This window comes from Paraburkholderia metrosideri (assembly GCF_904848625.1).
Taxonomy (GTDB): Bacteria; Pseudomonadota; Gammaproteobacteria; order Burkholderiales; family Burkholderiaceae; genus Paraburkholderia; species Paraburkholderia metrosideri.
In genome coordinates, this window is sequence record NZ_CAJHCP010000012.1 from 64,168 (window position 1) to 89,297 (window position 25,130).

A 25,130-nucleotide genomic window follows, 5' to 3' on the forward strand; every position below is an offset into this window, starting at 1 on the left:
AAAAAAAACGTTCAGTCTGCGGCGAAAAAGTCGAACTTTCATGACTTTTTTGACCCAAATCAGGCACTTAAGCGCCCCAGACATCGCGAAACTGTTATAATCGCAGGCTCCCTAAATCGAATCTATCGATGGTTGGGTTGTTCACTGCTTTCACGTCTTCACGGGAGTGGGAATGTCCAATCTGAGCAATGCATTGCAGTTGCGGTCTATTCACAGCCAGCTGCCAGTCACGGCTTACTTTGACGATGCGCTCCTTACGCGCGAAATCGAAACCCTTTTCAAGAAAGGTCCTCGTTACATCGGCCACGATCTCATGGTGCCCGAAGCGGGGAATTTTTTTGCCTTGCCCAGCGAAAGCGAGGGGCGCGTGCTCGTCCGTAACCAGCAGTCGCAAGTCGAATTGCTGTCGAACGTGTGCCGCCACCGGCAGGCCATCATGCTCAACGGTCGCGGCCAGACTGAGAACATCGTCTGCCCGCTGCATCGCTGGACGTACGATCTCAAAGGCGAACTTCTCGGCGCTCCGCATTTCGCGGACAACCCTTGCCTGAATCTCGGCGCCACGCCGCTACAGAACTGGCAAGGGCTGCTGTTCGAAGCACAAGGCCGCGACGTCGCACGCGATCTGGCTCGTCTTGGCACCAAACAGCACTTCGATTTTTCGGGCTTCATGTTCGATCATGTCGAAGTTCACGAGTGCAATTACAACTGGAAGACCTTTATCGAGGTCTATCTGGAGGACTACCACGTCGCGCCGTTCCATCCGGGCCTCGGCAGCTTCGTCAATTGCGACGACCTGACCTGGGAGTTCGGCGACTGGTACAGCGTCCAGACGGTTGGCGTGCATAAGGATCTGGAACAGCCGGGCAGCCCGACGTACCGGAAGTGGCACGACCAGGTGCTGCGTTTCCGCGACGGCAATCCGCCGGAATTCGGCGCGATCTGGATGGTGTACTACCCCGGCATCATGATCGAGTGGTATCCGCATGTGCTGGTGGTGTCGTGGCTGATTCCACGTGGTCCGCAGAAAACCACCAATGTGGTGGAGTTCTATTACCCCGAGGAAATCGCGCTGTTCGAGCGTGATTTCGTCGAGGCCGAGCGCGCCGCCTATATGGAAACGGCCCGCGAAGACGACGAGATCGCCGAGCGCATGGACGCTGGCCGCCGCGCGCTGATGAATCGCGGCGAATCGCAGGTCGGCCCGTATCAAAGCCCGATGGAAGACGGCATGCAGCACTTCCACGAGTTTCTGCGGCGCGAGTTGGGCGAGATCTGATCCGCTCCAAAAGCATTCCACGCTGACGTCATTTGCGTTTGATGTGCTGCTTCGAAACACCTTATCGACAGAGAAAGACGGGCTTCGGCCCGTCTTTTTTTGTTTAGACTAACGAGATAGCTTGGCCATCCGTTTGCAGCGTCTGGGCACCAGTACGTCGTACCGGAGTCGCCATCGCCCGTACCGGGCTTTGCATCGGAGCAGAGTAAGGCGCTAAAGTGCCAACTCTGGTCGACAGGAGACGTCATGCCCCACACTCACTACACCACGCTGATATCCGCGACCAATCTCGCGGAACGGCTCACGGCCGCGCCCGGCAGCGTGTTCGTTATCGACTGCCGGTTCGATCTGGCCGATCCCGAAGCGGGCGAAAAAGCCTATCTGGCCGGGCATCTGCCCGGCGCTCATTATCTGCACCTCGATCGCGATCTGTCCGGTCCGAAGAACGGTACGAACGGACGGCATCCGCTACCGGATCGTGCCCGGCTGGTGGAAACGCTGGAGTCGCGCGGACTGAAGCAGGGTCAACAGGTGGTCGCCTATGACGCGCAAGGCGGCATGTACGCCGCGCGCGCGTGGTGGCTGCTGCGTTGGCTCGGACACGACGCGGTGGCGCTGCTCGACGGTGGATTGCAAGCATGGCAAGCCGCTAATCAACCATTGACGCAAGACGTGCCGGCACAGAACACCGGTGACTTCAAGGCGGGCGCGCCACTCGCCGTGACGGTCGACGCGCAGGCAGTGGAGCGCAATATCGGATCGAAAGAACGTGTGGTGGTCGACGCGCGCGCGGCAGATCGATACCGTGGCGAGAACGAGACGATGGATCGGGTCGGCGGTCACATTCCGGGCGCGCTGAACCGCTTCTTCAAGGACAACCTCGCCGCCGACGGCCGCTTCAAACCGGCGCACACGCTGCGCGAGGAATTCTACGCATTGCTGGGCGACACGACGCCGGAGCACGTGGTGCTGCAATGCGGATCGGGCGTGACGGCGTGCGTCAATGCGGTGGCGATGGAAGTAGCCGGCCTGCACGGCGCCGCGTTGTATGCGGGTTCGTGGAGCGAGTGGAGCTCGGACTCGAAGCGGCCGGTTGCAACGGGTCCGAATCCGTAAGCGCGCACTGCTGCAAGTAGAAAGCAAAAGGCCGTTGATGCAACTATGCGTCAACGGCCTTTTTTGCTGGCGAGCAAGCTCATCACACGCCGGGCGCTTTTAGCGGCGCCCGTTGCTCAATGCCAACGCGCCCCGCGTCAACCCACCCCATGCTGCTTGAACCACACCAGCGCGCGACGCCAGCCATCTTCCGCATCGGCCTTCTTATAGCTCGGCCGATAGTCCGCGAAAAACGCATGGCCCGCATCGTCATAGACGACGAATTGCGAACCGCGCCCCGCTTGCGGGCCTTGCGCAATGGCCTGCTTCATCTGTTCGAGCGTGTCTTGCGGAATGCTTTGATCCTGGCGCCCGTATAAACCCAACACCGGCGCATGCAACTGCGCCACTTCATCGAGCGGATTCTCAGGCGTGTTGGCGGTCTTCTGCCCCGTGACACGGCCGTACCATGCCACACCCGCCTTCAGCCGCGGGTTGTGCTCGGCGTACAGCCATGCAATCCGTCCGCCCCAGCAAAACCCGTTCACGCCTAGCCGGTTCAGATCCCCGCCGTTCTCGCCGGCCCACGCGACTGTTGCGTCGAGGTCGGCCAGCACCTGCTCGTCCGGCACTTTGCTGACCAGTTGCTCATTGAGCTGTTGCATGCTCGTGAATACCGTCGGATCGCCCTCGCGCTGGTACAGGTCGGGCGCGATCGCCAGATAACCCTGTTTGGCGAACCGGCGGCAGACATCGGCGATATGTTCGTGCACGCCGAAAATCTCATGCACGACGATGATCACCGGCAAATGCGTCTTGCCCTTCGGTTGTGCGCGATACGCCGGCACCAGCGTGTCGCCCGAATGCACGGCGATTTCGCCGGCTTCGAGGCCGTCGCTATCGGTATGGATGGTTTGCGCCGACACCGGCAGCACGGCCGCCGCAAAACCGGTGCCGAGCGCGGCCTTGATAAAGGTGCGTCGATTGAAAGGGACGTGCGGGACCAGGCTGTCGATTTCAGGCTTCAGCATGCAGCGCTCCTAGATTGATTATTCGATGCAACAGGATACGCCGGACGCGCATCCCGTTGCAGAAGCAAGCAACCGTCCGCGAGCCCGTCAGTGCAACTTGACGCGCGGCAACGTAGAGCGGCGCAGCCAGTGCGCGAAGGTATCGAGCACCATCCGCGCATAGCCGTGCAGCGCGGCGATATGCAGCCGGTACAGCGACATGTACATGAAGCGCGCGAACAGCCCCTCGATCAACATATTGCCGCCGATCACCCCGCCCATCAGATTGCCGACCGCGCTGAAGTGACCGAGCGACACGAGCGAACCGAAGTCGCGATAGGTAAATTCCGGCAGCGGCTGGTTGTCGAGCCGCGCCGCCAACGCCTTCAGCAGAAAGCTCGCCTGCTGATGCGCGGCCTGCGCACGCGGCGGCACATTGCGCTCGTTGCCAGGCCATGGGCACGCGGCACAATCGCCGAGCGCGAAAATGTCGTCGTCGATTTCGGTTTGCAGCGTACGGCGCACGACGAGCTGGCCGAGCCGGTTGACCGGCAGGCCGTCGAGTTGTCCGAGGATTGCCGGCGCCTTGATGCCGGCCGCCCACACGGTCAGATCGGCGCGCACCGTATGGCCGCTTGCTGTGCGGATAATGCCCGGCGCGACTTCCGCGACCGTCTCGCCGATCATCAGTTTCACGCCGAGTTTGGTGAGCAATTCGGCAGTTGCTGTGGAAACGCGTTCCTGCAACGCGGGCAAAATGCGCGGCCCTGCCTCGATCAGCACGATGCCGACGTCATGCCGCGGATCGAGCTTGTGCAGGCCATACGCGGACAGCACCTGCGCCGTATTGCGCAACTCCGCCGACAGTTCGACACCGGTCGCCCCGCCGCCGACAATCGCCACCTGAATACGCGGCTCGCTGGCCGTCGACGTGCCCGGCCCCGGCCGCGATTCGACCGGTTCATGCACCTGATGCTCGGCGCGCATGCACGCCGCAATCAGGCGTTTGCGGAAACGCTCGGCCTGGCCGACCGTGTCGAGTGCGAGGGAAAATTCTGGCGCGCCTTTTACGCCGAAGAATGCCGTGGTGCTGCCGATCGCAATCACCAGCGTGTCGTACTCGAGTTCGCGTTCGGGCAGCAGTTCGGCGCCGTCGTCGTCGAGCACGGTGCCGAGCGTGAGACGTTTATTCGTGCGATCAAGACCGGTGAGTTCGCCCTGCTGAAACTCGAAGCCGTGCCAGCGGGCTTGCGCCGCGTACTCGAGTTCCTGCGTGAACGGGTCCATGCTGCCGGCTGCCACTTCATGCAGCAGCGGTTTCCAGATATGCGTGGGGTTGCGGTCGACCAGCGTGACCAACGCGCGCGCACCGCGCTTCTTGTTGGCGCCATAGCGATCGCCAAGACGTGTCGCCAGTTCCAGCCCTCCCGCTCCTCCGCCAACGACGATAAATCGATGCATTGCACTCTCCGTGTTTGCCGATGAATTATCCGTCGTGACGACGCGCCTGGGCGCGCCGCCTTCCAGCGATTGTCCGCGAGCAGCACGGGTGTCACAAGCCGTCAACGCACATGTGTGACATGCGCACGACGTTATCGCGCGTGGCTACCTGCGCATCAATGCGCTTCTTCCCAGTTCAGACCGGCGCCCACTTCGGCGACCAGCGGCACTTTCAGCTGGGCGACACCGCACATCAGTTCCGGCAGACGTTTGCGCACTTCAGACAATTCCGCATCCGGCACTTCGAGGATCAGTTCATCGTGTACCTGCATGATCATGCGCGTGCCGATCTTCGACTCTTCGATCCACTTCTGCACCGCGATCATCGACAGCTTGATCAGATCGGCGGCCGTGCCTTGCATCGGCGCGTTAATGGCGGCGCGCTCGGCGCCCTGACGACGCGGACCATTGCCGCCGTTGATCTCCGGCAACCACAGGCGGCGGCCGAATACCGTTTCGACGTAGCCCTTCGCCTTTGCGCTCAGACGCGTTTCTTCCATGTATCGCGCGACGCCCGGATAACGTGCGAAATAACGGTCGATATACATCTTCGCCGCGTCGCGCGTGATGCCGAGGTTCGCCGCGAGACCGAACGCGCTCATGCCGTAGATCAGCCCGAAGTTGATGACCTTCGCCACACGGCGCTGATCGTTCGACACTTCGAGCGGCGTCACGCTGAAGATTTCCGCGGCGGTCGCGCGGTGAATGTCTTCACCCTGCGAGAACGCACGCAGCAACGATTCGTCGCCGGAAATATGCGCCATGATGCGCAATTCGATCTGCGAATAATCCGCGGACACCAGCTTGTGTCCAGGCGGTGCAATGAACGCTTCACGAATACGACGGCCTTCGCCGGTACGCACGGGGATGTTCTGCAAATTCGGATCGTTCGATGCAAGACGCCCCGTCACCGCAACGGCTTGCGCATAGTTCGTATGCACGCGGCCCGTTTGCACGTTGACCATGCGCGGGAGCTTGTCTGTGTAAGTCGACTTCAGCTTCGACAGACCACGATGTTCGAGCAGAATCTTCGGCAGCGGATAATCTTCTGCGAGCTTTTGCAGCACTTCTTCGTCGGTGGACGGCGCGCCGCTCGGCGTCTTCTTGATCACCGGCAATTCCAGCTTCTCGAAGAAAATCTGTCCGATCTGTTTGGGTGAACCGAGATTGAATTCGCCGCCGGCCAGCACATACGCTTCGCTTTCCAACTGGATCAGACGCGTGGCGATTTCGCTGCTTTGCGCGCGCAATTTGTCAGCGTCGATCAGCACGCCGGTGCGTTCCATCTTGCGCAAAACACGCGACGTGGGCACCTCGATCGCCTGGTACACATGATCGAGCGCCTTCTCGGCAGCCACTTGCGGATACATCGCCTGATGCAGACGCAACGTAATGTCGGCGTCTTCCGCCGCGTATTCGGCGGCCTGTTCGAGCGCGACTTCGTCGAAGCCGATCTGCGATGCGCCCTTGCCCGCGACCTCTTCGTACTTGATCGTCTTCATGCCGAGATGGCGCAGCGCGAGACTGTCCATATCATGCGTGCGATGCGATTCGAGCACGTACGATTGCAACAGCGTGTCGTGTTCGATGCCGTGCATTTCGATGCCGTAGTTCGCCAGCACCTGCTCGTCGTATTTCAGATGCTGCCCGACCTTCTTGCGATCGGCGCTTTCGAGCCACGGCTTGAGCTTCGCGAGCACTTCGTCGCGCGGAAGTTGCACCGGCGCGTCCGGGCCGCGATGCGCGACCGGCACGTAGGCGGCACGGCCCGGTTCGACGGAGAACGACAGACCCACGATCTGCGCGGTCATCGGATCGAGCGACGTGGTTTCGGTGTCGAAGGAGGTGATCTCGGCCGCGTTGATTTTTTCGAGCCACGCGTCGAACTGCTCCCACGTCTGCACGGTGTCGTAGTGCTTCTCGTGATCCACCGACAGCGCCGGCGGCACGTCCGTTTCCGGACCTTCGACCGCGTCGGCGATTTCGACTTCGCGCAGCCAGGTCTTGAAGCCGTGCCGCGTGAACACGTCGCGCAATTCCTCGCGCGATTCCGGCCGGCTTTCCAGGCTCTCTTCAATCGACACGATATGGTCGGTCATATTGCAATTGCGCTCGACGGTGACGAGTTTGCGCGCCATCGGCAAAAAGTCGAGAGCCCGTCGCAGATTGTCTCCTACCGCACCTTTTATCTCGTCCGCATGTGCGACGATGCCATCTAGCGAGTCAAATTGCGTGAGCCATTTGAGCGCGGTTTTCGGCCCGCATTTATCGACGCCCGGCACGTTGTCGACGGTATCGCCGATCAGCGACAGGTAGTCGATGATGCGCTCCGGCGGTACGCCGAACTTGGCGATCACGCCGGCGCGGTCGAGCTTTTCGTTCGTCATCGTATTGATGAGGGTGACATGATCCGACACGAGCTGCGCCAGATCCTTGTCCCCAGTCGACACGATCACGTTCATGCCGCGCTTCTCGGCTTCGGTGCTGAGCGTGCCGATCACGTCGTCGGCCTCGACGCCTTCGATCATCAGCAACGGCCAGCCGAGCGCACGCACGGCCACATGAATCGGTTCGATCTGACGCGACAGATCGTCCGGCATCGACGGGCGGTTCGCCTTATAGTCGGGATACCAGTCGTCGCGAAATGTTTTGCCCTTGGCGTCGAACACGCACGCGCTATACTCTGCTGTGACTTCCTTGCGCATGCGCCGCAGCATGTTGATCATTCCGTAGAGCGCACCCGTTGGACCACCATCGGGGCCACGGAGATCTGGCATCGCATGGTAGGCCCGGTACAGATAACTCGAACCGTCGACCAATAGCAGGGTCTTACCTTCAAGGCTTCGTTCTTCAGGCATTATGACTAAGAGAAAAGTGATTCCGAGCCTGCGATCACTCGCAGATCAAGAGCGCGCAACGGCCAAGAAGGCCCGCGCATCGTGGCAGATGTTCACGATTATGGCAGAGTTTATCGAGGCGACCGAGTACCTCTCGGAGATTCGCCCCGCTGTCAGCATCTACGGTTCAGCGCGCCTGAAACCGAACTCGCCGTACTACAAACTCGCCACGCAAATCGCGCGCAAGTTGTCGGACGCGGGCTTCGCGGTCATCTCGGGCGGCGGCCCCGGCATCATGGAAGCGGCCAACAAGGGCGCACATGCGGGCAAGGCGCCGTCGGTGGGTCTGAATATCGAGCTGCCGCACGAGCAATCCGGCAATCAGTGGCAGGACATCTCGTTGCGCTTCCGCCATTTCTTCACGCGCAAGGTCACGTTCGTGAAGAACTCCGACGCGGTCATCGTGATGCCGGGCGGTTTCGGCACGCTCGACGAACTCGCCGAAGTGCTCACGCTGATTCAAACGAAGAAGTCGCGCCACGTGCCGATCATTCTCGTAGGCGCCGAGTTCTGGGAAGGTCTGCTCGCGTGGTTCAAGAATTCGCTCACGCCGATGGGCCTGATCAATCCGACCGACATGGACTTGATGCAGGTGATCGACGATCCGGATCAGGTGCTCGAAGCGGTGCTGAAGTTCTATGAAGACCGTGAAGAGACCGAGCCGCAACCAACCAAGTCGGATGAAGACCGGATGTTTTATCTGTGAGGTTGAGAGGCTGCTGGAATGCGCTTGTTTGCTCCCCTGGCGCAAAGTGAGCATGCGGTAAGCACGGCAAGCAGGCTCTAACGGGCAACCAGGTTCTGGTTGCCCGTTTTCGTTTCAACGGCGCTCAGGCGTGACGCAAAGGCCGCCCATTTCAGTTTGCCAGGCCATCAGCAGCACCGCGTCGCACTCAAAAAATCCTTCCGCTCGCCGGCCATTCGGCGCTAACCTCCTGAGCTTGAACCGGAAGCTCAGCGACATGAATCACGATCTCACTTCGTCCGAACCCGCACTGGCACCTACGCCTACGCTGCGGCAAATTTTCGGCGGCTTTCTCGGCCTTGGGCTGATCTCTTTTGGCGGCGCACTGCCGCTCGCGCGCCGCGCACTGGTCGAACAGCGCCGCTGGCTAAGTGCCGACGAATTCACCGACCTGCTCGGCCTATGCCAATTCCTGCCGGGCGGCAACGTGATCAATCTCTCCGTGGCCATGGGGATGCGCTTTCGTGGTGTGCCTGGCGCGTTGGCCGGCCTGCTGGGCCTGATCGCAGGGCCTTCGCTGGTGGTGATCGGACTCGGCGTGTTGTATGAACGCACGCAAAACGATCCGCACATTCGTCATCTGTTCGCGGGCCTTGCCGCTGCGGCTGCGGGCCTGTTGATCTCGATGGCCGTCAAGATCGTGCTGCCGTTGCGCAATAAACCGCTGGCCGCGCTGATCGCGGCGCTCGGTTTCGTCGCGATTGCTGTTTTGCGATTACCGCTTCTGCCGACCATGCTGGTGCTGACGCCGCTCAGCATCTTTATCGCATCGCGGAGCGCGCGGTGAACGATACGCTCATTTCGCTTGCGGTTATTTTCAGCCAGCTTTCGCTGCTGGCGTTCGGTGGCGGCAATACGATTCTTCCGGAGATGCAACGTCAGGTCGTGGACGTCCATCACTGGATGCCAGCCAGTGAGTTCAGCGCGTTGTTCGCGCTCGCGCAGGCCGCGCCAGGGCCGAATCTGATGATCGTTACGTTGATCGGCTGGCATGTGGCCGGCTGGTCAGGGATGCTGGTGACGTCGATCGCGAAGTTCGGACCGTCGTCGATCGTGACGGTCCTCGCGCTGCATGCGTGGGAGCGGTTCAAGGACCGTCCGTGGCGACGTTACGCGCAATTGGGTTTGGTGCCGGTAACGGCCGGCATAGTCGCGGCGAGCGCGGCGTTGATCGCCAGGGCGTCGGACCCGACCGCGATTGCGTGGGCGATCAGCGCGTTCACCGCCGTGATGGCGTTGAAAACGCGGATTCATCCGTTGTGGTTGCTCGCCGTGGGTAGCCTGATCGGGTTGACGGGGTTCGGGCAGTTCTAGCGCGGCAACACGGCTTGCCCTTGCGAAACGAGCACGCCGGCAGCGCGAGCGGCGAGCCGAATCGCGCTCGCCCCTCGCGTGCTAACAAGCCAACTCTCGCTTACTGGAACGCCACTTCCGCAAAACTACGCAGCTTCCGGCTATGCAAGCGATGCAGCCCATTCATCCGCAGCAACTCCATCGCCTTCACGCCGATCTGCAAATGCTGATCGACCTGCGCGCGATAAAACTGATCCGCCATGCCAGGCAATTTCAGTTCGCCATGCAAGGGCTTGTCCGACACGCAGAGTAAGGTGCCGTAAGGCACGCGGAAACGGAAGCCGTTTGCGGCAATCGTCGCGCTTTCCATGTCGAGCGCAATCGCGCGGCTTTGCGACAGCCGCTGCACCGGCTCGCGATGATCGCGCAACTCCCAGTTGCGGTTATCGACACTCGCCACCGTACCCGTGCGCATCACGCGCTTCAACTCGGCACCGTCCAGTTGCGTGACCTGCGCGACCGCGCGCTCCAGCGCGACCTGCACTTCAGCGAGTGCCGGAATCGGCACCCACAGCGGCAAATCGTCGTCGAGCACATGGTCCTCGCGGACATAACCGTGCGCGAGCACGTAGTCGCCCAGACGCTGTGTATTACGCAGGCCCGCGCAGTGACCGAGCATGATCCACGCATGCGGACGCAGCACGGCAATGTGATCGGTAATCGTCTTCGCGTTCGACGGCCCGACGCCGATATTGACCATCGTGATACCGCTGCCGTCCGCGCGCTTCAGGTGATACGCGGGCATCTGCGGCAGACGCGGCGGTGCCGAACCTTCCTGCGATTGCTCGCCGAGATTTTCGTTGTACGTGACGACATCGCCCGGTTCGACAAACGACGTGTATTCGCTGCGATAGGCACGCAATTCGGCGTCGTCGGTATGGGCCATCATCGTGCGGCCGAGCTTGACGAACTCGTCGATATAAAACTGGTAGTTCGTGTACAGCACGTAATTCTGGCAGTGCGTGGGCGACGTAGCGGTGTAATGCTTCAGCCGATGCAGCGAGAAATCGACCCGCGCCGCCGTGAACAGCGCAAGCGGATGCGGCTCGCCCGGCGCCGGTTCATACGTGCCGTTGACAATGCGGTCGTCGAGCAACGCGAGGTCCGGCGTGTCGAACACGTCGCGCATCAGGAACAGGCGCTCGCGGTCGAGATCGCCTTCAAGATGGATGCCTTCCGCGAACGCGAAATGAATCGGAATAGGCTGATCCGACACACCCACTTCGATCTTCACATGATGGTTTTTCGCCAGCAAACGCAACTGCTCGCGGTAGTAGTCGCCGAACAGATCGGGCCGCGTCACGGTCGTTTCGAACTCGCCGGGCCCCGCAACAAAACCATACGAGCGACGCGAGTCGATATGCGTGTTGACCTCGGTACACACGCGCACGAACGGATAACACGCACGCACGCGGCGCTCGAACAATTCGTTGCGGCGATAGCGCGCGAATGCGTCGCGCAAAAACGACGTGTTCGCTTCGTAAATGGCCGAGAGACGGGTGACGGCCTCGGTCGCGTCGTCGAACGATTCAGTTGGGAAGCTGTTGGCAGGAGTTTGCACTGCGCGTTGATTGGTATCGTTCTTCATCTTCATGTGCCCCTATTGATGAGACGACATTACCACGGAACCTGTGATCGCCAAATGACCTGGCGGCGTTGCAACACATGTCACGGCGGCCCGGCAAGATTGCGGGCACATCGCGTGAAAGCGGCGCAAAATAAGGCGATCGCGCCCCGTACGCCAGGCTGGATTTGCTAGAATCGGGGCACCAAATCGGAGAATCACCATGAAGCCGCTCCTTCCCGTCGCCGTTGCACTGGCCCTCGCCTTTGGCAACGCCGCGATGGCTGCCCAGCCTGTCGACGACACGCCCTCGCCAGACGCTCCTCAGTCCGCCAACGAGCGGGCCGGTCTGCCCGACCTGGCGAAGATCAATCGTCCGGCCGCCGAGGTCAGTTCGAAGGTCGAAATCAACGTGCCGCGTACGCCGAGCTTTCAGGAGACCAGCCCCAATGGCACTGAAATCACCGAGTATCGCGACAAGGGCAAGCCGGTTGAAATCAACGTGAAGTCGAATTTCGGCACGCGTTACCAGATGAGCGCGCCCGCCGACACGTCGCCTACGGTGCGCGACAATGGCCGGGCGAGCACGCGTTTGCCGTCGGTCCATTTGAGTTATTGATTCAGGCTGGGGTGACGGCCCGGCGTGGCCGTCGTCCCGGTGTCGTGAGGGTCGCGAAGCGGCGGCCGGGTTTTTCAACCGGTTTTGCGGGGCTTCATGCGGGCGAAATGGCATTGATATGCAACGCTCGCCAGCGACACCGTAATCGGGCATCTGCTCGACAGCGTTTTCCTCGCCGTATTGCCACAGCATTTGCTAACCGCATCTGCCGCCGCCATCGCCACCGAATTTGCCTCAAATCGCACTGGCCGCACCGCGCCAGCCCGACCAACCTGATCTGACGTTTCCCGCATGGCTGTCTTCACCGCTGTCAACGAACCCCAACTAGCAGAATGGATGCGTCACTACGATCTCGGCGATGTCGTCGGGTTTCGCGGCATTTCATCCGGTATTGAAAACAGCAACTTCTTTCTGACGACGACGCGCGGCGAATACGTCCTGACGATTTTCGAAAAGCTGACGGCTGAACAACTGCCCTTCTACCTCGACCTGATGCGCCATCTGGCCGCGCATCGCGTGCCGGTCCCAGACCCGATGCCACGCGAAGACGGTGCGTTGTTCGGCATGCTGCTGGGCAAACCCGCCGCGATCGTCACCAAGCTCGAAGGCGCGCCGGAAATGGCGCCGGGCATCGAACACTGCATCGAGGTCGGGCAAATGCTGGCGCGCATGCATCTGGCGGGGCGCGATTACACCGGTTATCAACCGAATCTGCGCAGTCTGCCGTGGTGGCGTGAAACCGTGCCGACCGTGCTGCCGTTTCTGGAAGGCGCGCAACGCGATCTGTTGTCGTCCGAACTCGCGTATCAGGAAGCCTTTTTCGCCTCTGCCGATTACGCCGCCTTGCCCGAAGGCCCGTGCCACGCTGACCTGTTCCGCGACAATGCGATGTTCGCGCATGCTGCGCCGGAATCGGGCCACGAAGTGCGCCTCGGCGGCTTCTTCGATTTCTATTTCGCCGGTTGCGACAAGTGGCTGTTCGACGTCGCGGTGACGGTCAACGACTGGTGCGTCGACCTCGCCACGGGCAAGCTGGACGAAGCGCGCACCGAAGCGATGCTGCGCGCATACCAGACCGTGCGCCCGTTCACCGCTGAAGAAAATCGTCACTGGGGCGATATGCTGCGAGCCGGCGCGTACCGCTTCTGGGTCTCGCGTCTGTATGATTTTCACCTGCCGCGTGCGGCCGAGCTGCTCAAACCGCACGACCCGGGCCATTTCGAGCGCATTTTGCGCGAACGCCTGTCCGGCGTTCCACATCCAGGCATTCATACCTCATGCAACTGATCGAAGTCCCCGCGAAAACCGGCTATGTGTGGTTCCGCCAGGGTATCTGGCTGTTCCGCAAGAATCCGCTCGCGTTCCTGACGCTGTTCTTCACCTATCTGCTGGTGATGACGCTCGTCGCGCAGATTCCGGTCATTGGCGGCGTGTTGCCGCTGGCGTTCATTCCGGGCGTCGCGGTCGGCTTCATGGCAGCGTGCCGCAATACGATTGCGGGCAAACCGGTGTTCCCGACCATTCTGGTAGACGGTTTTCACTCTTACGGACCGGTCGTCGCCAAACGCCTGCTGGTGCTCGGGGTGCTTTACGTCGTCGCGATGGGCCTGGTGCTGGCCGGGTCGGCGCTCGCTGACGGCGGCTTGCTGCTGAAGGTCATGCTCGGCGGCGCGACGATGGACCAGGATGCGATTGCCAACAGCAATATTCCGCTGGCGGTCATCACGGCCTTCGTGTTCTACATTCCAGTGGCAATGATTTTCTGGTTTTCGCCGATTCTCGCTGCATGGCATGACGTGCCGCCTGTCAAGGCGATGTTCTTCAGCATCGTCAGTTGCTGGCGCAATCGTGGCGCATTTATCGTGTTCGGCGCACTGTGGTTCGCGGTTGCAATGACGGTATCGCTCGGCCTCTCCACGCTGATGCAGGCGTTGGGCGCCGGAGACTTTGCGTTCGCGATCCTGATGCCGGCGACCATGATCGTTACGACCATGCTGTATTGCTCGTTTTACGCGACTTATCGCGGTTGCTTCGGCGTGCAGTCGCCCGAAGCACCGGATCTGCCGACTACACCGGCGGCCTGAGTTGCGGCCTGGGCGGACGCTGCTCTGGCGTCCGCCTTTACTCCTCGTCTGCTCTTGCGGCCTCCGCCGGCTTCCGCCGTCTCTCGCCCTGGTTCGCTGCACGCTCGTCAATCCGCATCGATTTGCGGCACAATGGTTTGCGCGCAATCCATTTGCACGCTCTTCTATACGAGATGCATCATGACCCAGCGCCCCGCTACCTTACCCTTCACGCTCGACGAGCAACTCTGCTTCGCCCTTTATTCGACGTCGCTGGCCATGACCAAGGCGTACAAGCCATTGCTCGAAAAATTGGGACTCACGTATCCGCAATATCTGACTATGCTGGTGCTGTGGGAAGCCGATGACGTCACCGTCAAGGAGATGGCCGCGCGCCTGAATCTCGACCCGGCGACCGTCACGCCGTTGCTCAAACGACTGGAGGCGCAAGGTCTGCTGGAGCGCGTACGTGGCGTCGACGATGAGCGCCTCGTCTATATCCGCCTCACCAAAGCCGGCACGGCTCTCAAACGCCAGGCGCGCGAAGTGCCTGCGGAAATTTTTTGCGCGACCCAGCAGACGCCGGAATTCCTGCTGCGTCTGCGTGACGATCTGACCCGCCTGCGCGCAACGCTCAACGATTACATGGAGCAAACGGACGACTGAAGGAACCGCCTGCGAATAGACCGCTATCGGGTTCATTTAAAAATTAGTTTGCACACAAATGATTTGTGCACTATCTTAACGACATGCCGCTTCAACAGCACTCCGCCAGAAAGGCGGCCCTAACGGCGGCGAGCATGCAAATCCTGATAATCCAGATTAAGGAGCAACACCATGAACATCCTCTACAAAGCAACCGCAACGAGTACCGGTGGCCGCGATGGCCGTGCTGTGTCGTCGGACAATGCGCTGGACGTCAAACTGGCGGCACCGCGTGAACTGGGCGGCACCGGCGCCGCGGGCACGAATCCGGAACAGCTCTTCGCCGCTGGTTATTCGGCGTGTTTTCTGAGCGCGATGAAGTTTGTCGCCGGCCAGCGCAAGCAGACTTTGCCGGCCGACACGCAAGTGAGCGCAGACGTCGGCATCGGCCCGAACGATAAGGGCGGCTTCGCGCTCGACATCGATCTGCGCGTCTCGCTGCCGGGCCTCGCCGCCGACGCGGCCAAGGAACTGGTCGACGCGGCGCATCAGGTCTGCCCGTATTCGAACGCGACCCGGAACAACGTTGAAGTTCGTTTGCAAGTTGCGTAAGCCGCGGCGTCGGCGAAGCGCCGACGAATTTGCACTCGCCTGCAAAAGGCGGCGTGGCATTACCGCGTCACCGTGAACAGCGCCCGTCCCTGCTTCATCAGGAACGGGCGCTGTTCCGTTTTGCAGGCGCGGCATGTAATCTGCGACGCAGGTCGTGTGCCGCCGCGTGGCGGCAGTTGACCTTTGCGCTTTGCCCTTTGCCATTCGCATAGCACCGCCTCATCTTCGACTTACATCCTAATGACACGCGTCCGACGCCTGAACGATTCTTTCGACACCGGTCTGGTCTGGTTCCGCCGCGATCTTCGCCACACGGACAACGCCGCGCTTTACTACGCACTCAAGCATTGCGAGCGTGTCTGGTGCGTGTTCGTGTTCGATACGACCATCCTGCAGCCGTTGCTGGATACCTGGCAAACCCGTCATCCAGATCAACAGGTGCAGGACCGGCGAATCGAACTCATTCTTGCGGCACTGAACGAACTGGACGAGGCGCTACGCGCCAACGGCGGCGGCCTGATCGTCCTGTATGGCGATCCGGCTGATCTGATTCCAAAGCTGGCAACCGAACTCGGCATCGACACGGTATTCACGAATCACGACTACGAGCCGGTCGCGATCGAGCGCGACGAGAAGGTAAGCACGCAACTCGCCGAAGCCGGCCGGCAATGGCTGACGTTCAAGGATCAGGTAATTTTCGAGCGCGACGAAGTGCTGACTGGCCAGAACAAGCCGTTCACCGTATTCACCCCGTACAAGAATGCGTGGCTCAAGCAGTTGACGGCGTTCGATCTGAAGCCCTATCCCGTCGAAAAGTACGCGAAGCATCTGGCTGAGGTGCCGCGGAAACTGCATCGTCAGTTGCCGACGCTCGAGCAACTCGGCTTCGCGCCGAGCAACCTCGCGGAATTGAAAATGCCGACAGGCATGAGTGGCGCGCAGAGTCTGCTCGACGACTTCATGAGCCGCATCGACAGTTACGCCGATCGGCGTGACTTTCCTGCCGCCAAGGGCCCGAGCTATCTGTCGATGCATCTGCGCTTCGGCACCGTCTCGATCCGCACGCTTGCGCGGATCGCGCATGAGATGTCATTGCAGCCCGACGGCAAAGGGTCGGCCACGTGGCTATCGGAGCTGATCTGGCGGGATTTCTACTTCATGATCCTGGCGCACCATCCGCGTCTGGCGAGCGGCGCCTCGTTCAAGGAGGAGTACGACCGGCTGCGCTGGGAGCGAGGTCCCGAAGCCGACGACGCCTTCGCCGCCTGGTGCGACGGCCGTACCGGCTACCCTTTAGTCGACGCCGCCATGCTGCAACTGAACCGCACCGGCTACATGCATAACCGTTTGCGGATGGTGACAGCGAGTTTTCTGGTGAAGGATCTGGGCGTCGACTGGCGCCTTGGCGAACGTTATTTTGCCGACCTGCTGAACGACTTCGACTTTTCGGCCAATAACGGCGGCTGGCAATGGGCGGCGTCGACGGGATGCGACGCACAGCCATATTTCCGGATTTTCAACCCGATCACGCAATCCGAGAAGTTCGACGCTGAAGGACGCTTCATCAGACGCTATCTGCCCCAGCTTGAAAAAGTGCCCGCCAAATGGATTCACGCTCCATGGCTGGCAGGCCCGGAGCGACTAGCGGAGTTCGGTGTGGTGTTGGGCAAGGATTACCCCGAACCCATCGTGGACCATGCTGAAGCACGCGCACGCACACTGGCCCGATTCGGCAAGTGAATGCTCGCTTACATCAATTGATTGGTAATAACTGGAGGAGGTGAAGCGTGCGTCGTTTGCCGTCGTTACTGGTTTTTCTTCTATTGACGCTGGCGGCCGCTCTTGTCGGAAGCCGTTTTCTGCCCGACGCATGGTACGCGGGCTTGCAAAAACCCGCGTTTAATCCGCCGAACTGGGTGTTCCCGCCGGCGTGGACCGTGCTCTACGTGCTGATGGCGATTTCCGCGTGGCGCGTGTGGAAACGCGACGGACTAAGCGCGGCGATCGTCTTATGGGTGGTTCAACTGCTGTTCAACGCAGCGTGGATGTGGCTATTTTTCGGCCTGCATCGACCCGGAACTGCATTGGTCGATATCGTGATTCTGCTGGTCCTGATCGTCGCATTGACATTCGCATTCTGGCGACGGGACCGCTGGGCTGGCGGACTACTGGTGCCCTACGTCGCCTGGGTGGCGTTTGCGGCGGTGTTGAATCACGCGTTATGGCAATTGAATCCGCCTGTTTGAGCAGGCTTCAGTTCGACTGAGCGCTCGAAACAGCATGGGCGACTGACTCGTGCCCAAACACCGGCGTCTCACGACCCGCCGATGCTTTCACTTCTACTACCTGAAGCTTAGTGCTGGCTCATCCAGGACGGCTGGCGGACATTCGCTTCACGATCCAGCTTGCGCATACGGAATTCCAGATCGTACAGATCGGTCGCTTCGGCGAGGAATGCGTCAGCGCGTTCTTTTGCGAGTTGGTCGGGCGATTTGGTCAGAAACAGGAAAAGGCGGCTAAGCAGGTACATGGTCTACCTCGGCAATGAATTTAGGCGTTAACTCCTAAGGGATAACCCGTATTATAGGGAAAACCCTAGCTCTACGCCACTATTCATTTCGAAGTGTTGCTCCACTGTCACCGTCCGGCGGTAGAGCCCGCTGCGGCGGCGGTCTCGGCGATCTGACCCGCGCCCGTGCGACGCTGATGCTTGAAGAATTCCCAGATCATCGCGCTGGCGTCCGGACCTTTGGCGGAATGAAACGGCACAGCCTCGTCACCGCCGCTCCATGCGTGGGCCAAGCCCTGCACCCGGCAAATCCGCACTACGCGCCGGCCACCGCGCACGTAGTCGCGCATCACCACTCCACCTTTGCGCTCTTCGCGCACTTCGCCGGATTTGCGCGCGCCATTCGCGTCGACCATACGATTCAGACGGAGAAATTGTTCGGCCAATTGGTCTGCGTTGGCCGGTGCGACCACGTGGTCGGCATCGCCGTGAATCACAATGGCCGGCATGCCGGGATAAAGGGCCACATCGGTCACTTCGTCGACCAGTTCGGCCGGATCGCGGCGCGCACCGCGGCGCATCACGTCCATGGCGGTAATGCCGGAACGTGCTTCACCGAAAGCGGGACCGGAATGCAACGCAACTGCGGCGAAATGCCCGGGATAATTGACGGCTAAGAGTGCCGTCAGGCCAGCACCAGCGGAAATGCCGGCAACATAGACGCGCTCGGGATCAAAACCATGCTGCGCGACCAGCGCGTCTACCAGCGACACAACCGCGCGCGCCTCGGCGCCGCCCGCGCTGTCGCCGGCGTCGTACCAATGCCAGCAGCGGTGCGAGTGCGCATGTTTCGATTGCTCCGGATACACCACCGCAAAACCGAAGCGGTCAGCGAGCACGTTCATCCGCGTGCCCTCGGCGAATTCGTCGATTGACTGGGTACAGCCATGGAGCATCACGACCAGCGGCATGGATTCGAGCGCATGCCCCGACGGCACATACAAGCCGTATTGCAGATGATTGACCAGTCGGCCCGGCGCAGCCGGTGCCGAGTGAAACGAGCGGGTCCACGAGCCGCTTGCCCACGCGGACGCACGCGGACGAACCCGCGATTCGCGTGCCGTTGGGCGCGGAGTTTCGCGCTTGGCGGGCGCACGCACCGCCGCTGCCGGCTTCAGCGGACGCGCCTTGGCGGACGGCTTGCTGGTGGCAGCCCGCGCCGGACGCGCTGCGGTACGCTTGGTGGTCTTCTGAACGTGCTCGGTCTGGATCGCCAGCAGCCGCTTCAGACCACGCAGCCAGATTTTCGATAGGCTTTTTGCCATCGGCGGAAAACCTCGCAAAAAGGGACAAATACCGCCCGATGAAAGCCGAACGGCGCATCTTGTGCAATGCACAATAACATCATTCGAGATGCGATGCTGGAGGTCCACGCCCCCTTTACCCGTCGAAATTTCTGAGAAACGAATCTTGGCGGGGCTCCAGCGTCAAACCGCAGCACGACCTGTTCGTTAGCCCTCACGCGGCGCCCGAAATGCGCGTCGCATCGCAAGACCGCGCTGCAACACCCGTCTATACTGACGCTTAACCTTCGATTGCAGATTCGCTCCGCGTCGGCAATTTGCGCCGCTCGCGTGTTGAATGATTGCCGACCTCGTTTTTGCCAACCCGAATCCACGCGGCCTGAACCGCTACCCTGCCATGCCCGATTTACCTGTCCATTTGTGGTACGCCATCACCAGCCTCGGCGGCGCAGGCATGACGCTGCCGCTCGCGTTCGCCATTGCGATCTGGCTGGCGGTCGGCTACTCCTGGCGCATGGCCGCCGGCTGGCTGGTGCTGCTGGGCGCGGCGATTGGCGTGGTCACTGTGACCAAGCTGGCGTTTCTCGGCTGGGGAGTCGGCGTGAAGGAGCTGGATTTCACCGGCGTCAGCGGTCATGCCATGTTGTCCACTGCTGTCTATCCGGTCTCGCTGTTCCTGCTGCTCCTGCCAGCGCGCCCCGCGGTTCGGCTGATCGGGGTTCTGGTCGGGCTTGCTGCAGGTATCGCGGTCGGTTTGTCGCGCGTCGTACTGAGCGCGCATTCGCCGTCTGAAGCCGTCACCGGATGTCTGGTCGGCGCACTCGCCGCGCTCCTGTTCGTGCGCATGGCGTGGGACGCGGAGCCGGGTCGTCTGTCGGTGCTGCCGGTTACTGTCAGCATGCTGGTTCTCGCAGTGTTGATGCACGGCGTGCACGTGCCGACCCAGCGCTGGGTGACCGACATCGCGCTGAAGGTGTCCGGGCGTGACCGCCCTTACATCCGCGCCAAGTGGCGGGCGGTGCGCGACGTTCGTCCGTCGATCGCGCCGTTATCGCAAACGCTCAACACATTGGCGCCACACTCGTCGTCCGACGCCTGACGCCTGACGCCTCAAGGCTCGCGCCTCACGCCGCACGTATTTCCCCCGCTGATTCACAAGCCAGTGTATGCGTCCGGCTAAATAATTGTCATGGTGTGCGTTATATCTTTTCGTATATTACGATAGTGTTCTAGCCCACCGAACCCATCGGTCCGGTTCCACGTCGGACCTCAAGGCCGCCATGACCCTGTCCCGTCGCCTTCTGAAACACGCGCTGTTCGTTGCCAGCGCGCTCTCCCTGGTCATCAGCGTGCAGGCGCGCGCCGACGAACTGATCGTCTCCGCTGCCGCCAGTCTGACCAATGCGTTCAGGGCCGTCAGCGACGCGTTCGAGCAGCAGCGTCCGGGCACCAGGGTATTGCTGAACTTCGGCGCGTCCGACGTGCTGATGCTGCAAATCGTCAAAGGCGCGCCCGCCGATGTGTTTGCCTCCGCAGATCAGAAAGCGATGGACAAAGCCGCCGCCGAAAAGGTGATCGTGCCGTCCACGCGCCGCGACTTCGCAGCCAATTCACTCGTGCTGATCGTGCCCGCCGACAGTCGTTTTGCGCCGGCCACGCTCAACGATCTGACGGCCGCAACCGTGAGACGCGTAGCGTTCGGCGATCCGGCCTCCGTGCCGGTCGGCCGTTACACGCAGGGCGCGTTACAAGCGGCGGGCGTGTGGGACGCGGTGTCCGCGAAAGCCGTGCTGGCGTCGAACGTACGGCAAAGCCTCGACTACGTGTCGCGCGGTGAAGTCGACGCCGGTTTCGTGTTCAGCACCGACGCGGCGATCATGCCCGACAAGGTCAAAGTCGCGCTGAACGTGCCGACGCAAACGCCAATCACCTATCCGATCGCGCAGGTGGAGGGCAGCCATCATGCGGCCGACGCTCAGGCCTTCATGGACTTCGTGTTGTCGCCGGCTGGCCAGGCCGTGCTCGCGAAGTACGGTTTCAAGCCCGCACACTAACTCCGGCGCGCAACCCAAGCCCATGGAACACGCGTGGATTCCGCTGATGCTGTCGCTGAAAGTGGCGGGCTGGGCGACCGCGCTCAATCTGGTGTTCGGCGTAGCGGCGGGTTTCGGTTTGTCGCGCTGGCGTTCCGGTGCGCGCGATCTGGTCGATTCGCTGCTCACGCTGCCGCTCGTGATGCCACCCACCGTGCTCGGCTATTACCTGCTGGTGCTGCTCGGACGACGCGGCCTGATCGGCTCATGGCTCGACCGTTTCGATATCCAGTTGGTGTTCACGTGGCAGGGTGCGGTGATTGCGTCGACGGTGGTGGCTTTTCCGCTCGTGCTGAAGTCCGCGCGCGCCGCATTCGAAGCGGTCGATCCGCAACTCGAACGCGCCGCCCGCACGCTGGGCGTCAGCGAAGCAGCGCTGTTTTTTCGCGTGACCTTGCCGCTGGCTTCACGCGGCATTCTCGCCGGCGGCCTGCTGGCGTTCGCCCGCGCGCTCGGCGAATTCGGCGCGACGCTGATGATCGCGGGTAACCTGCCGGGACGCACGCAAACGCTCTCGGTCGCGGTCTATGCCGCCGTCCAGGCCGGCGACGACCGTACCGCGAATTTCCTCGTGCTCGTGACCTCGGTGACGTGCGTCGTGATCCTGCTGCTCGCGGGCCGGCTAGTGCCGCAGCACACGCTTCTGACTTCCCGCTGACATGCCGCTCGCCGTCGATATCCGCAAGACCCTCGAGAGCGCGGAGCGGCGCTTTCTGCTCGACGTGTCGTTCCGGGCGACCACGCAGCGCGTCGTGCTGTTCGGGCCGTCCGGCTCGGGGAAGAGTCTGACCTTGCAGGCAATTGCCGGTTTGCTGCGCCCCGATGAAGGCGCAATCACGCTGCATGGCGACGCGCTCTTCGACAGCGCGCGCGACATCGATCTGAAACCGCAAGCACGCCGGATCGCGTTTCTGTTTCAGGACCTCGCGCTATTTCCGCATCTGAACGTGCGGCAGAACATCGGCTTTGGTTTGCGGCAGGGCTGGTTCAATCCCGGTGCACGGCGCGCGCATCCGCAAGTGGATTACTGGCTCGATGCGCTGGAATTGAGAAGCGTGGCGGGCAATCATCCGGCGCAGCTTTCAGGCGGACAAAAGCAGCGCGCGGCGTTGGCTCGGGCGCTCGTTTCGCAACCCCGCCTGCTGCTGCTGGACGAACCCTTTTCCGCACTCGATAGCGCGTTGCGTCAACGCATGCGGCGCGAATTGCTCGATCTGCAGACGCGGCTCGATATTCCGATGGTACTGATCACGCACGATCCCGACGATGTCGCCGCATTCGGCGATCAGGTGGTACAGGTCAGCGACGGCTGTGTGCGCGAAACCCAGACGTTCACGGGTTATGCACGCAGCGGGACATGACGCGAAGCCTGGTCTTTCACCCTTAGTCTTTTACGCCGAGTATCACACTCGACGCCTTGAACACGGCGACAGCGCTTGCGCCTTCCACGAGACCGAGCGTGTCGGCGCTTGCATTGGTGACGACCGCCGTGACAACCGCTCCGCCTTCCAGTCCCAACGACACCTCCGCGTTCACCGCCCCACGCTTCACGCTCTGCACCGTGCCGCGCAATTGATTGCGCGCCGATAGCCTGAGCGGTGCGACGTTGTCATCGTCGACGAACAGGACGATCCACGACGCCTTGATCAGCGCAAACGCTGCCACGCCTTCAGCGAGACCTAGCGCCTCGGTGCTTTCATGCGTCAGCACAGAGACAATTGCATGACCGCCGGGGAGCGTCAGCGTCACTTCGTCGTTGACGGTGCCGCGTGTGATCGCCGACACCGTGCCATAGAACTGGTTGCGCGCACTCGTCTTCACGCCGATGCGGCCGATCAGGTCCCAATCCGTTTCGAAGCCGTCAATCGCCGCACTCGCGCGCTCAAGAAAGCGCCGATGCTCACGCTCGATCGCACGAAACGTGTCGATCAGCTTCAGCGCACGCGGCGTCAGCGTGGTGCCGCCACCGCCTTTGCCGCCGGTCAGGCGCACGACGAGCGGCTCGCCGGCGAGGTTGTTCATGGTGTCCACGGCATCCCACGCGCCTTTGTAGCTGATGCCGACGGCTTTCGCCGCGCTCGTGATCGAGCCGGTGTCGCCGATGGCCGCCAGCAGCGCGATCCGCGACGCACCGCCGAGCGTGTGTTCGCCGGACTGAAACCAGACGGAGCCGCTGAGTTCGAGTGATTCGCGGGAATGATCGGTGCTGTCGGATGTCATGGCAGAGAGCTTGAACGTAGGGCGGCGGAAAGTTTGTAAAAGGCAGCGAATCATTATAGCGACGCCATCTCACGCAAATGCGTACGTGAAGACGTGCACTCGCCGACCTCAAAAGCGCTTCGATGGGATACTTTCCGTTCAACGCTTCAAACGTTTTCGAACACTCCGCCCTTTACATTTTTCGGCACGCCCACGCTTGGGGCCCCGCAACATCAACAAGGAGCAGCACAGTGAATATCGATCTAACGGGCAAGACCGCGATTGTCAGCGCATCCACGGCCGGTATCGGCCTCGCCATTGCCACCGGCATTGCCGCGTCCGGCGCGCAGACGGTGATCAACGGCCGCAAGCAGGATGCGGTCGACCGTGCCATCGACACTATCCTAAAAACTGCGCCGCAAGCGAAGCTGCAGGGATTCGCCGGCGACCTCGGCTCACCCGAAGGCTGCGAGGCGCTGGCGAAGGCCGTGCCGCAAGCCGACATTCTGGTCAACAGCCTGGGCATTTTCGGACCCGGCGACCTCTTCTCCACCGAAGACGACGATTGGGAGCGCTATTTCCAGGTCAACGTGATGTCGGGCGTGCGGCTCACGCGGCATTACCTCAAAGGAATGGTGGAGCGCCAATGGGGCCGTGTCGTATTCATCTCGTCGGAATCGGCGTTGAACATTCCGCCTGACATGCTTGCATACGGTTTCTCGAAGACCGCGCAGTTGAGCATTGCGCGCGGCATCGCAAAGCAGGTGGCGGGCAGCGGCGTGACGGTGAATTCGGTTTTGCCCGGGCCGACGTTGTCGGACGGATTCCGCGCGATGGTCGAAGACACCGCGAAGGAGCAAGGCAAGACCGTCGAACAGGTCGCCACCGAGTTCGTGCGCGAGCATCGCAGTAGCTCGATCATTCAGCGGGCCGCGAGTACCGAAGAAGTGGCGAATATGGTCGTGTACGTTTGCTCGCCGCAAGCGTCGGCGACGACCGGCGCAGCGTTGCGCGTGGATGGTGGCGTGATCGATACGATTGCCTGAGCGCTTGAGTCATCGAGGCTGAGCGTTGCTGGCCGGGTCGATTGAAGATGCAGTTGCAATGGCGATCAATCGACCCAACGCCGGCTTTCCGGCAAAGCGTTCACGACACCACCGTCATCACGCTCATAGCGCGTACTGCGCTATGCCATTTCCAAACGACCAGTTCTCCTTCGCGACCTCAACGAGATTGATGAACACATCCTCTCGTCGCACCCCCGGCGATTCCGCCAGTTCATCGACGATCCGCTTATACAGCGCCTTCTTCTGCTCAAGCGTGCGCGAATTGGTCACCGCGAGCTGGATCGCCACGAAATCGTCGCTCCGCTCGATATTCAGGTACTGCCGGTCGTAGATCAGATTGGCGGCCTCATGCTCGGTGATCAGCATGAAGATGTCGTCCTTCGGCACATTGAAAATCTCTACTAGCGAACGCTGAATACCCTCGGTCAACGCCTTCCGGTACTCGGCGGATTGGCCCGCGCGCAGTGAAATTCGGGTGAGCGGCATGATGAAACTCCTTCGTTTTGCTGGGTTGGTGAAACACAGCTTAGGCGCGCTCATTCATAATAAACAGACATCACTGACTATTTCATCTAT

Annotated in this window: 25 protein-coding genes; 17 read left to right on the forward strand and 8 right to left on the reverse strand. The window is 61.3% G+C overall.

What is annotated here, in order from left to right:
- Window positions 1–172: 172 nt before the first annotated feature.
- Both LMG28727_RS25225 and LMG28727_RS25230 read left to right on the forward strand, forming a co-directional pair.
- Window positions 173–1,279: an aromatic ring-hydroxylating oxygenase subunit alpha gene (locus LMG28727_RS25225; RefSeq protein WP_201645031.1), complete on the forward strand. Its 1,107-nt coding sequence runs from the start codon at window positions 173–175 to the stop codon at window positions 1,277–1,279.
- A gap of 246 nt (window positions 1,280–1,525) precedes the next feature.
- Complete coding sequence (locus LMG28727_RS25230; protein WP_201645032.1) at window positions 1,526–2,395, forward strand: sulfurtransferase; 870 nt, start codon at window positions 1,526–1,528, stop codon at window positions 2,393–2,395.
- Between the two features lie 137 nt (window positions 2,396–2,532).
- Here LMG28727_RS25230 and LMG28727_RS25235 read toward each other — a convergent pair whose 3' ends face one another.
- The 3 genes from LMG28727_RS25235 to polA all read right to left on the reverse strand — a co-directional run bounded on the left by LMG28727_RS25235 (window position 2,533) and on the right by polA (window position 7,742).
- The gene (locus LMG28727_RS25235; RefSeq protein ID WP_201645033.1) at window positions 2,533–3,405 is read right to left on the reverse strand and encodes a dienelactone hydrolase family protein; all 873 of its coding nucleotides are present in this window, start codon (window positions 3,403–3,405) and stop codon (window positions 2,533–2,535) included.
- An 87-nt stretch (window positions 3,406–3,492) separates the two neighbouring features.
- Entirely contained in the window at window positions 3,493–4,845 is a 1,353-nt protein-coding gene (locus LMG28727_RS25240) for an NAD(P)/FAD-dependent oxidoreductase (RefSeq protein WP_201645034.1), read from the reverse strand.
- A 155-nt stretch (window positions 4,846–5,000) separates the two neighbouring features.
- Window positions 5,001–7,742 carry a DNA polymerase I gene (gene polA, locus LMG28727_RS25245; RefSeq protein WP_201645035.1) on the reverse strand — a complete coding sequence of 914 codons (2,742 nt, stop codon included), beginning with the start codon at window positions 7,740–7,742 and terminating at the stop codon, window positions 5,001–5,003.
- 1 nt (window position 7,743) lies between these two features.
- Between polA and LMG28727_RS25250 the strand changes: the two genes are divergently transcribed.
- The 3 genes from LMG28727_RS25250 (at window position 7,744) to LMG28727_RS25260 (ending at window position 9,840) form a co-directional block, all read left to right on the forward strand.
- Window positions 7,744–8,487 (forward strand): LOG family protein, encoded by a 744-nt coding sequence (locus LMG28727_RS25250; protein ID WP_106282655.1) that lies wholly within the window; start codon window positions 7,744–7,746, stop codon window positions 8,485–8,487.
- Window positions 8,488–8,743: 256 nt separating this feature from the next.
- Window positions 8,744–9,313: a chromate transporter gene (locus LMG28727_RS25255; RefSeq protein WP_201645036.1), complete on the forward strand. Its 570-nt coding sequence runs from the start codon at window positions 8,744–8,746 to the stop codon at window positions 9,311–9,313.
- Entirely contained in the window at window positions 9,310–9,840 is a 531-nt protein-coding gene (locus LMG28727_RS25260) for a chromate transporter (protein WP_201645037.1), read from the forward strand. The genes LMG28727_RS25255 and LMG28727_RS25260 overlap by 4 nt, the downstream gene beginning before the upstream one ends.
- Window positions 9,841–9,940: 100 nt before the next feature.
- Here the strand turns inward: LMG28727_RS25260 and LMG28727_RS25265 are convergent, their stop codons facing one another.
- A complete protein-coding gene (locus LMG28727_RS25265; protein WP_201645038.1) occupies window positions 9,941–11,467 on the reverse strand; it encodes an AMP nucleosidase in 1,527 nt (508 codons plus the stop codon).
- 199 nt (window positions 11,468–11,666) lie between these two features.
- Here LMG28727_RS25265 and LMG28727_RS25270 point away from each other — a divergent pair, with 199 nt between their 5' ends.
- From LMG28727_RS25270 to LMG28727_RS25300, 7 genes are all read left to right on the forward strand, one after another.
- Window positions 11,667–12,062: a hypothetical protein gene (locus tag LMG28727_RS25270; RefSeq protein ID WP_201645039.1), complete on the forward strand. Its 396-nt coding sequence runs from the start codon at window positions 11,667–11,669 to the stop codon at window positions 12,060–12,062.
- Window positions 12,063–12,353: 291 nt separating this feature from the next.
- On the forward strand, window positions 12,354–13,349 hold the full coding sequence (locus tag LMG28727_RS25275) for a homoserine kinase (protein ID WP_201645040.1): 996 nt from the start codon (window positions 12,354–12,356) through the stop codon (window positions 13,347–13,349).
- A complete protein-coding gene (locus LMG28727_RS25280) occupies window positions 13,340–14,146 on the forward strand; it encodes a BPSS1780 family membrane protein (protein WP_201645041.1) in 807 nt (268 codons plus the stop codon). The genes LMG28727_RS25275 and LMG28727_RS25280 overlap by 10 nt, the downstream gene beginning before the upstream one ends.
- A gap of 180 nt (window positions 14,147–14,326) precedes the next feature.
- Complete coding sequence (locus LMG28727_RS25285) at window positions 14,327–14,791, forward strand: MarR family winged helix-turn-helix transcriptional regulator (protein WP_201645042.1); 465 nt, start codon at window positions 14,327–14,329, stop codon at window positions 14,789–14,791.
- Between the two features lie 171 nt (window positions 14,792–14,962).
- The gene (locus LMG28727_RS25290) at window positions 14,963–15,382 is read left to right on the forward strand and encodes an organic hydroperoxide resistance protein (RefSeq protein ID WP_201645043.1); all 420 of its coding nucleotides are present in this window, start codon (window positions 14,963–14,965) and stop codon (window positions 15,380–15,382) included.
- Between the two features lie 240 nt (window positions 15,383–15,622).
- Window positions 15,623–17,122 (forward strand): cryptochrome/photolyase family protein, encoded by a 1,500-nt coding sequence (locus tag LMG28727_RS25295; RefSeq protein WP_201645044.1) that lies wholly within the window; start codon window positions 15,623–15,625, stop codon window positions 17,120–17,122.
- Window positions 17,123–17,169: 47 nt separating this feature from the next.
- The gene (locus LMG28727_RS25300) at window positions 17,170–17,628 is read left to right on the forward strand and encodes a TspO/MBR family protein (RefSeq protein WP_201645045.1); all 459 of its coding nucleotides are present in this window, start codon (window positions 17,170–17,172) and stop codon (window positions 17,626–17,628) included.
- Window positions 17,629–17,735: 107 nt separating this feature from the next.
- On the opposite strand, the gene LMG28727_RS25305 is transcribed toward LMG28727_RS25300, so the two are convergent.
- Window positions 17,736–17,912 carry a DUF3563 family protein gene (locus tag LMG28727_RS25305; protein ID WP_074766744.1) on the reverse strand — a complete coding sequence of 59 codons (177 nt, stop codon included), beginning with the start codon at window positions 17,910–17,912 and terminating at the stop codon, window positions 17,736–17,738.
- 107 nt (window positions 17,913–18,019) lie between these two features.
- Window positions 18,020–19,216 (reverse strand): extracellular catalytic domain type 1 short-chain-length polyhydroxyalkanoate depolymerase, encoded by a 1,197-nt coding sequence (locus tag LMG28727_RS25310; RefSeq protein WP_201645046.1) that lies wholly within the window; start codon window positions 19,214–19,216, stop codon window positions 18,020–18,022.
- A 376-nt stretch (window positions 19,217–19,592) separates the two neighbouring features.
- Here LMG28727_RS25310 and LMG28727_RS25315 point away from each other — a divergent pair, with 376 nt between their 5' ends.
- From LMG28727_RS25315 to LMG28727_RS25330, 4 genes are all read left to right on the forward strand, one after another.
- Window positions 19,593–20,294 carry a phosphatase PAP2 family protein gene (locus LMG28727_RS25315; protein WP_201645175.1) on the forward strand — a complete coding sequence of 234 codons (702 nt, stop codon included), beginning with the start codon at window positions 19,593–19,595 and terminating at the stop codon, window positions 20,292–20,294.
- A gap of 181 nt (window positions 20,295–20,475) precedes the next feature.
- A complete protein-coding gene (modA, locus tag LMG28727_RS25320) occupies window positions 20,476–21,249 on the forward strand; it encodes a molybdate ABC transporter substrate-binding protein (protein ID WP_201645047.1) in 774 nt (257 codons plus the stop codon).
- A gap of 22 nt (window positions 21,250–21,271) precedes the next feature.
- Window positions 21,272–21,946: a molybdate ABC transporter permease subunit gene (gene modB / locus LMG28727_RS25325; RefSeq protein ID WP_201645048.1), complete on the forward strand. Its 675-nt coding sequence runs from the start codon at window positions 21,272–21,274 to the stop codon at window positions 21,944–21,946.
- Between the two features lies 1 nt (window position 21,947).
- Window positions 21,948–22,649, forward strand: a complete 702-nt coding sequence (locus tag LMG28727_RS25330; RefSeq protein ID WP_201645049.1) for a sulfate/molybdate ABC transporter ATP-binding protein — start codon at window positions 21,948–21,950, stop codon at window positions 22,647–22,649.
- A gap of 22 nt (window positions 22,650–22,671) precedes the next feature.
- Here LMG28727_RS25330 and LMG28727_RS25335 read toward each other — a convergent pair whose 3' ends face one another.
- On the reverse strand, window positions 22,672–23,508 hold the full coding sequence (locus tag LMG28727_RS25335) for a TOBE domain-containing protein (RefSeq protein ID WP_201645050.1): 837 nt from the start codon (window positions 23,506–23,508) through the stop codon (window positions 22,672–22,674).
- Between the two features lie 230 nt (window positions 23,509–23,738).
- Here LMG28727_RS25335 and LMG28727_RS25340 point away from each other — a divergent pair, with 230 nt between their 5' ends.
- Complete coding sequence (locus LMG28727_RS25340) at window positions 23,739–24,533, forward strand: SDR family NAD(P)-dependent oxidoreductase (RefSeq protein ID WP_201645051.1); 795 nt, start codon at window positions 23,739–23,741, stop codon at window positions 24,531–24,533.
- A 123-nt stretch (window positions 24,534–24,656) separates the two neighbouring features.
- Here the strand turns inward: LMG28727_RS25340 and LMG28727_RS25345 are convergent, their stop codons facing one another.
- Window positions 24,657–25,040 (reverse strand): tautomerase family protein, encoded by a 384-nt coding sequence (locus tag LMG28727_RS25345; protein WP_201645052.1) that lies wholly within the window; start codon window positions 25,038–25,040, stop codon window positions 24,657–24,659.
- Window positions 25,041–25,130: the final 90 nt, after the last annotated feature.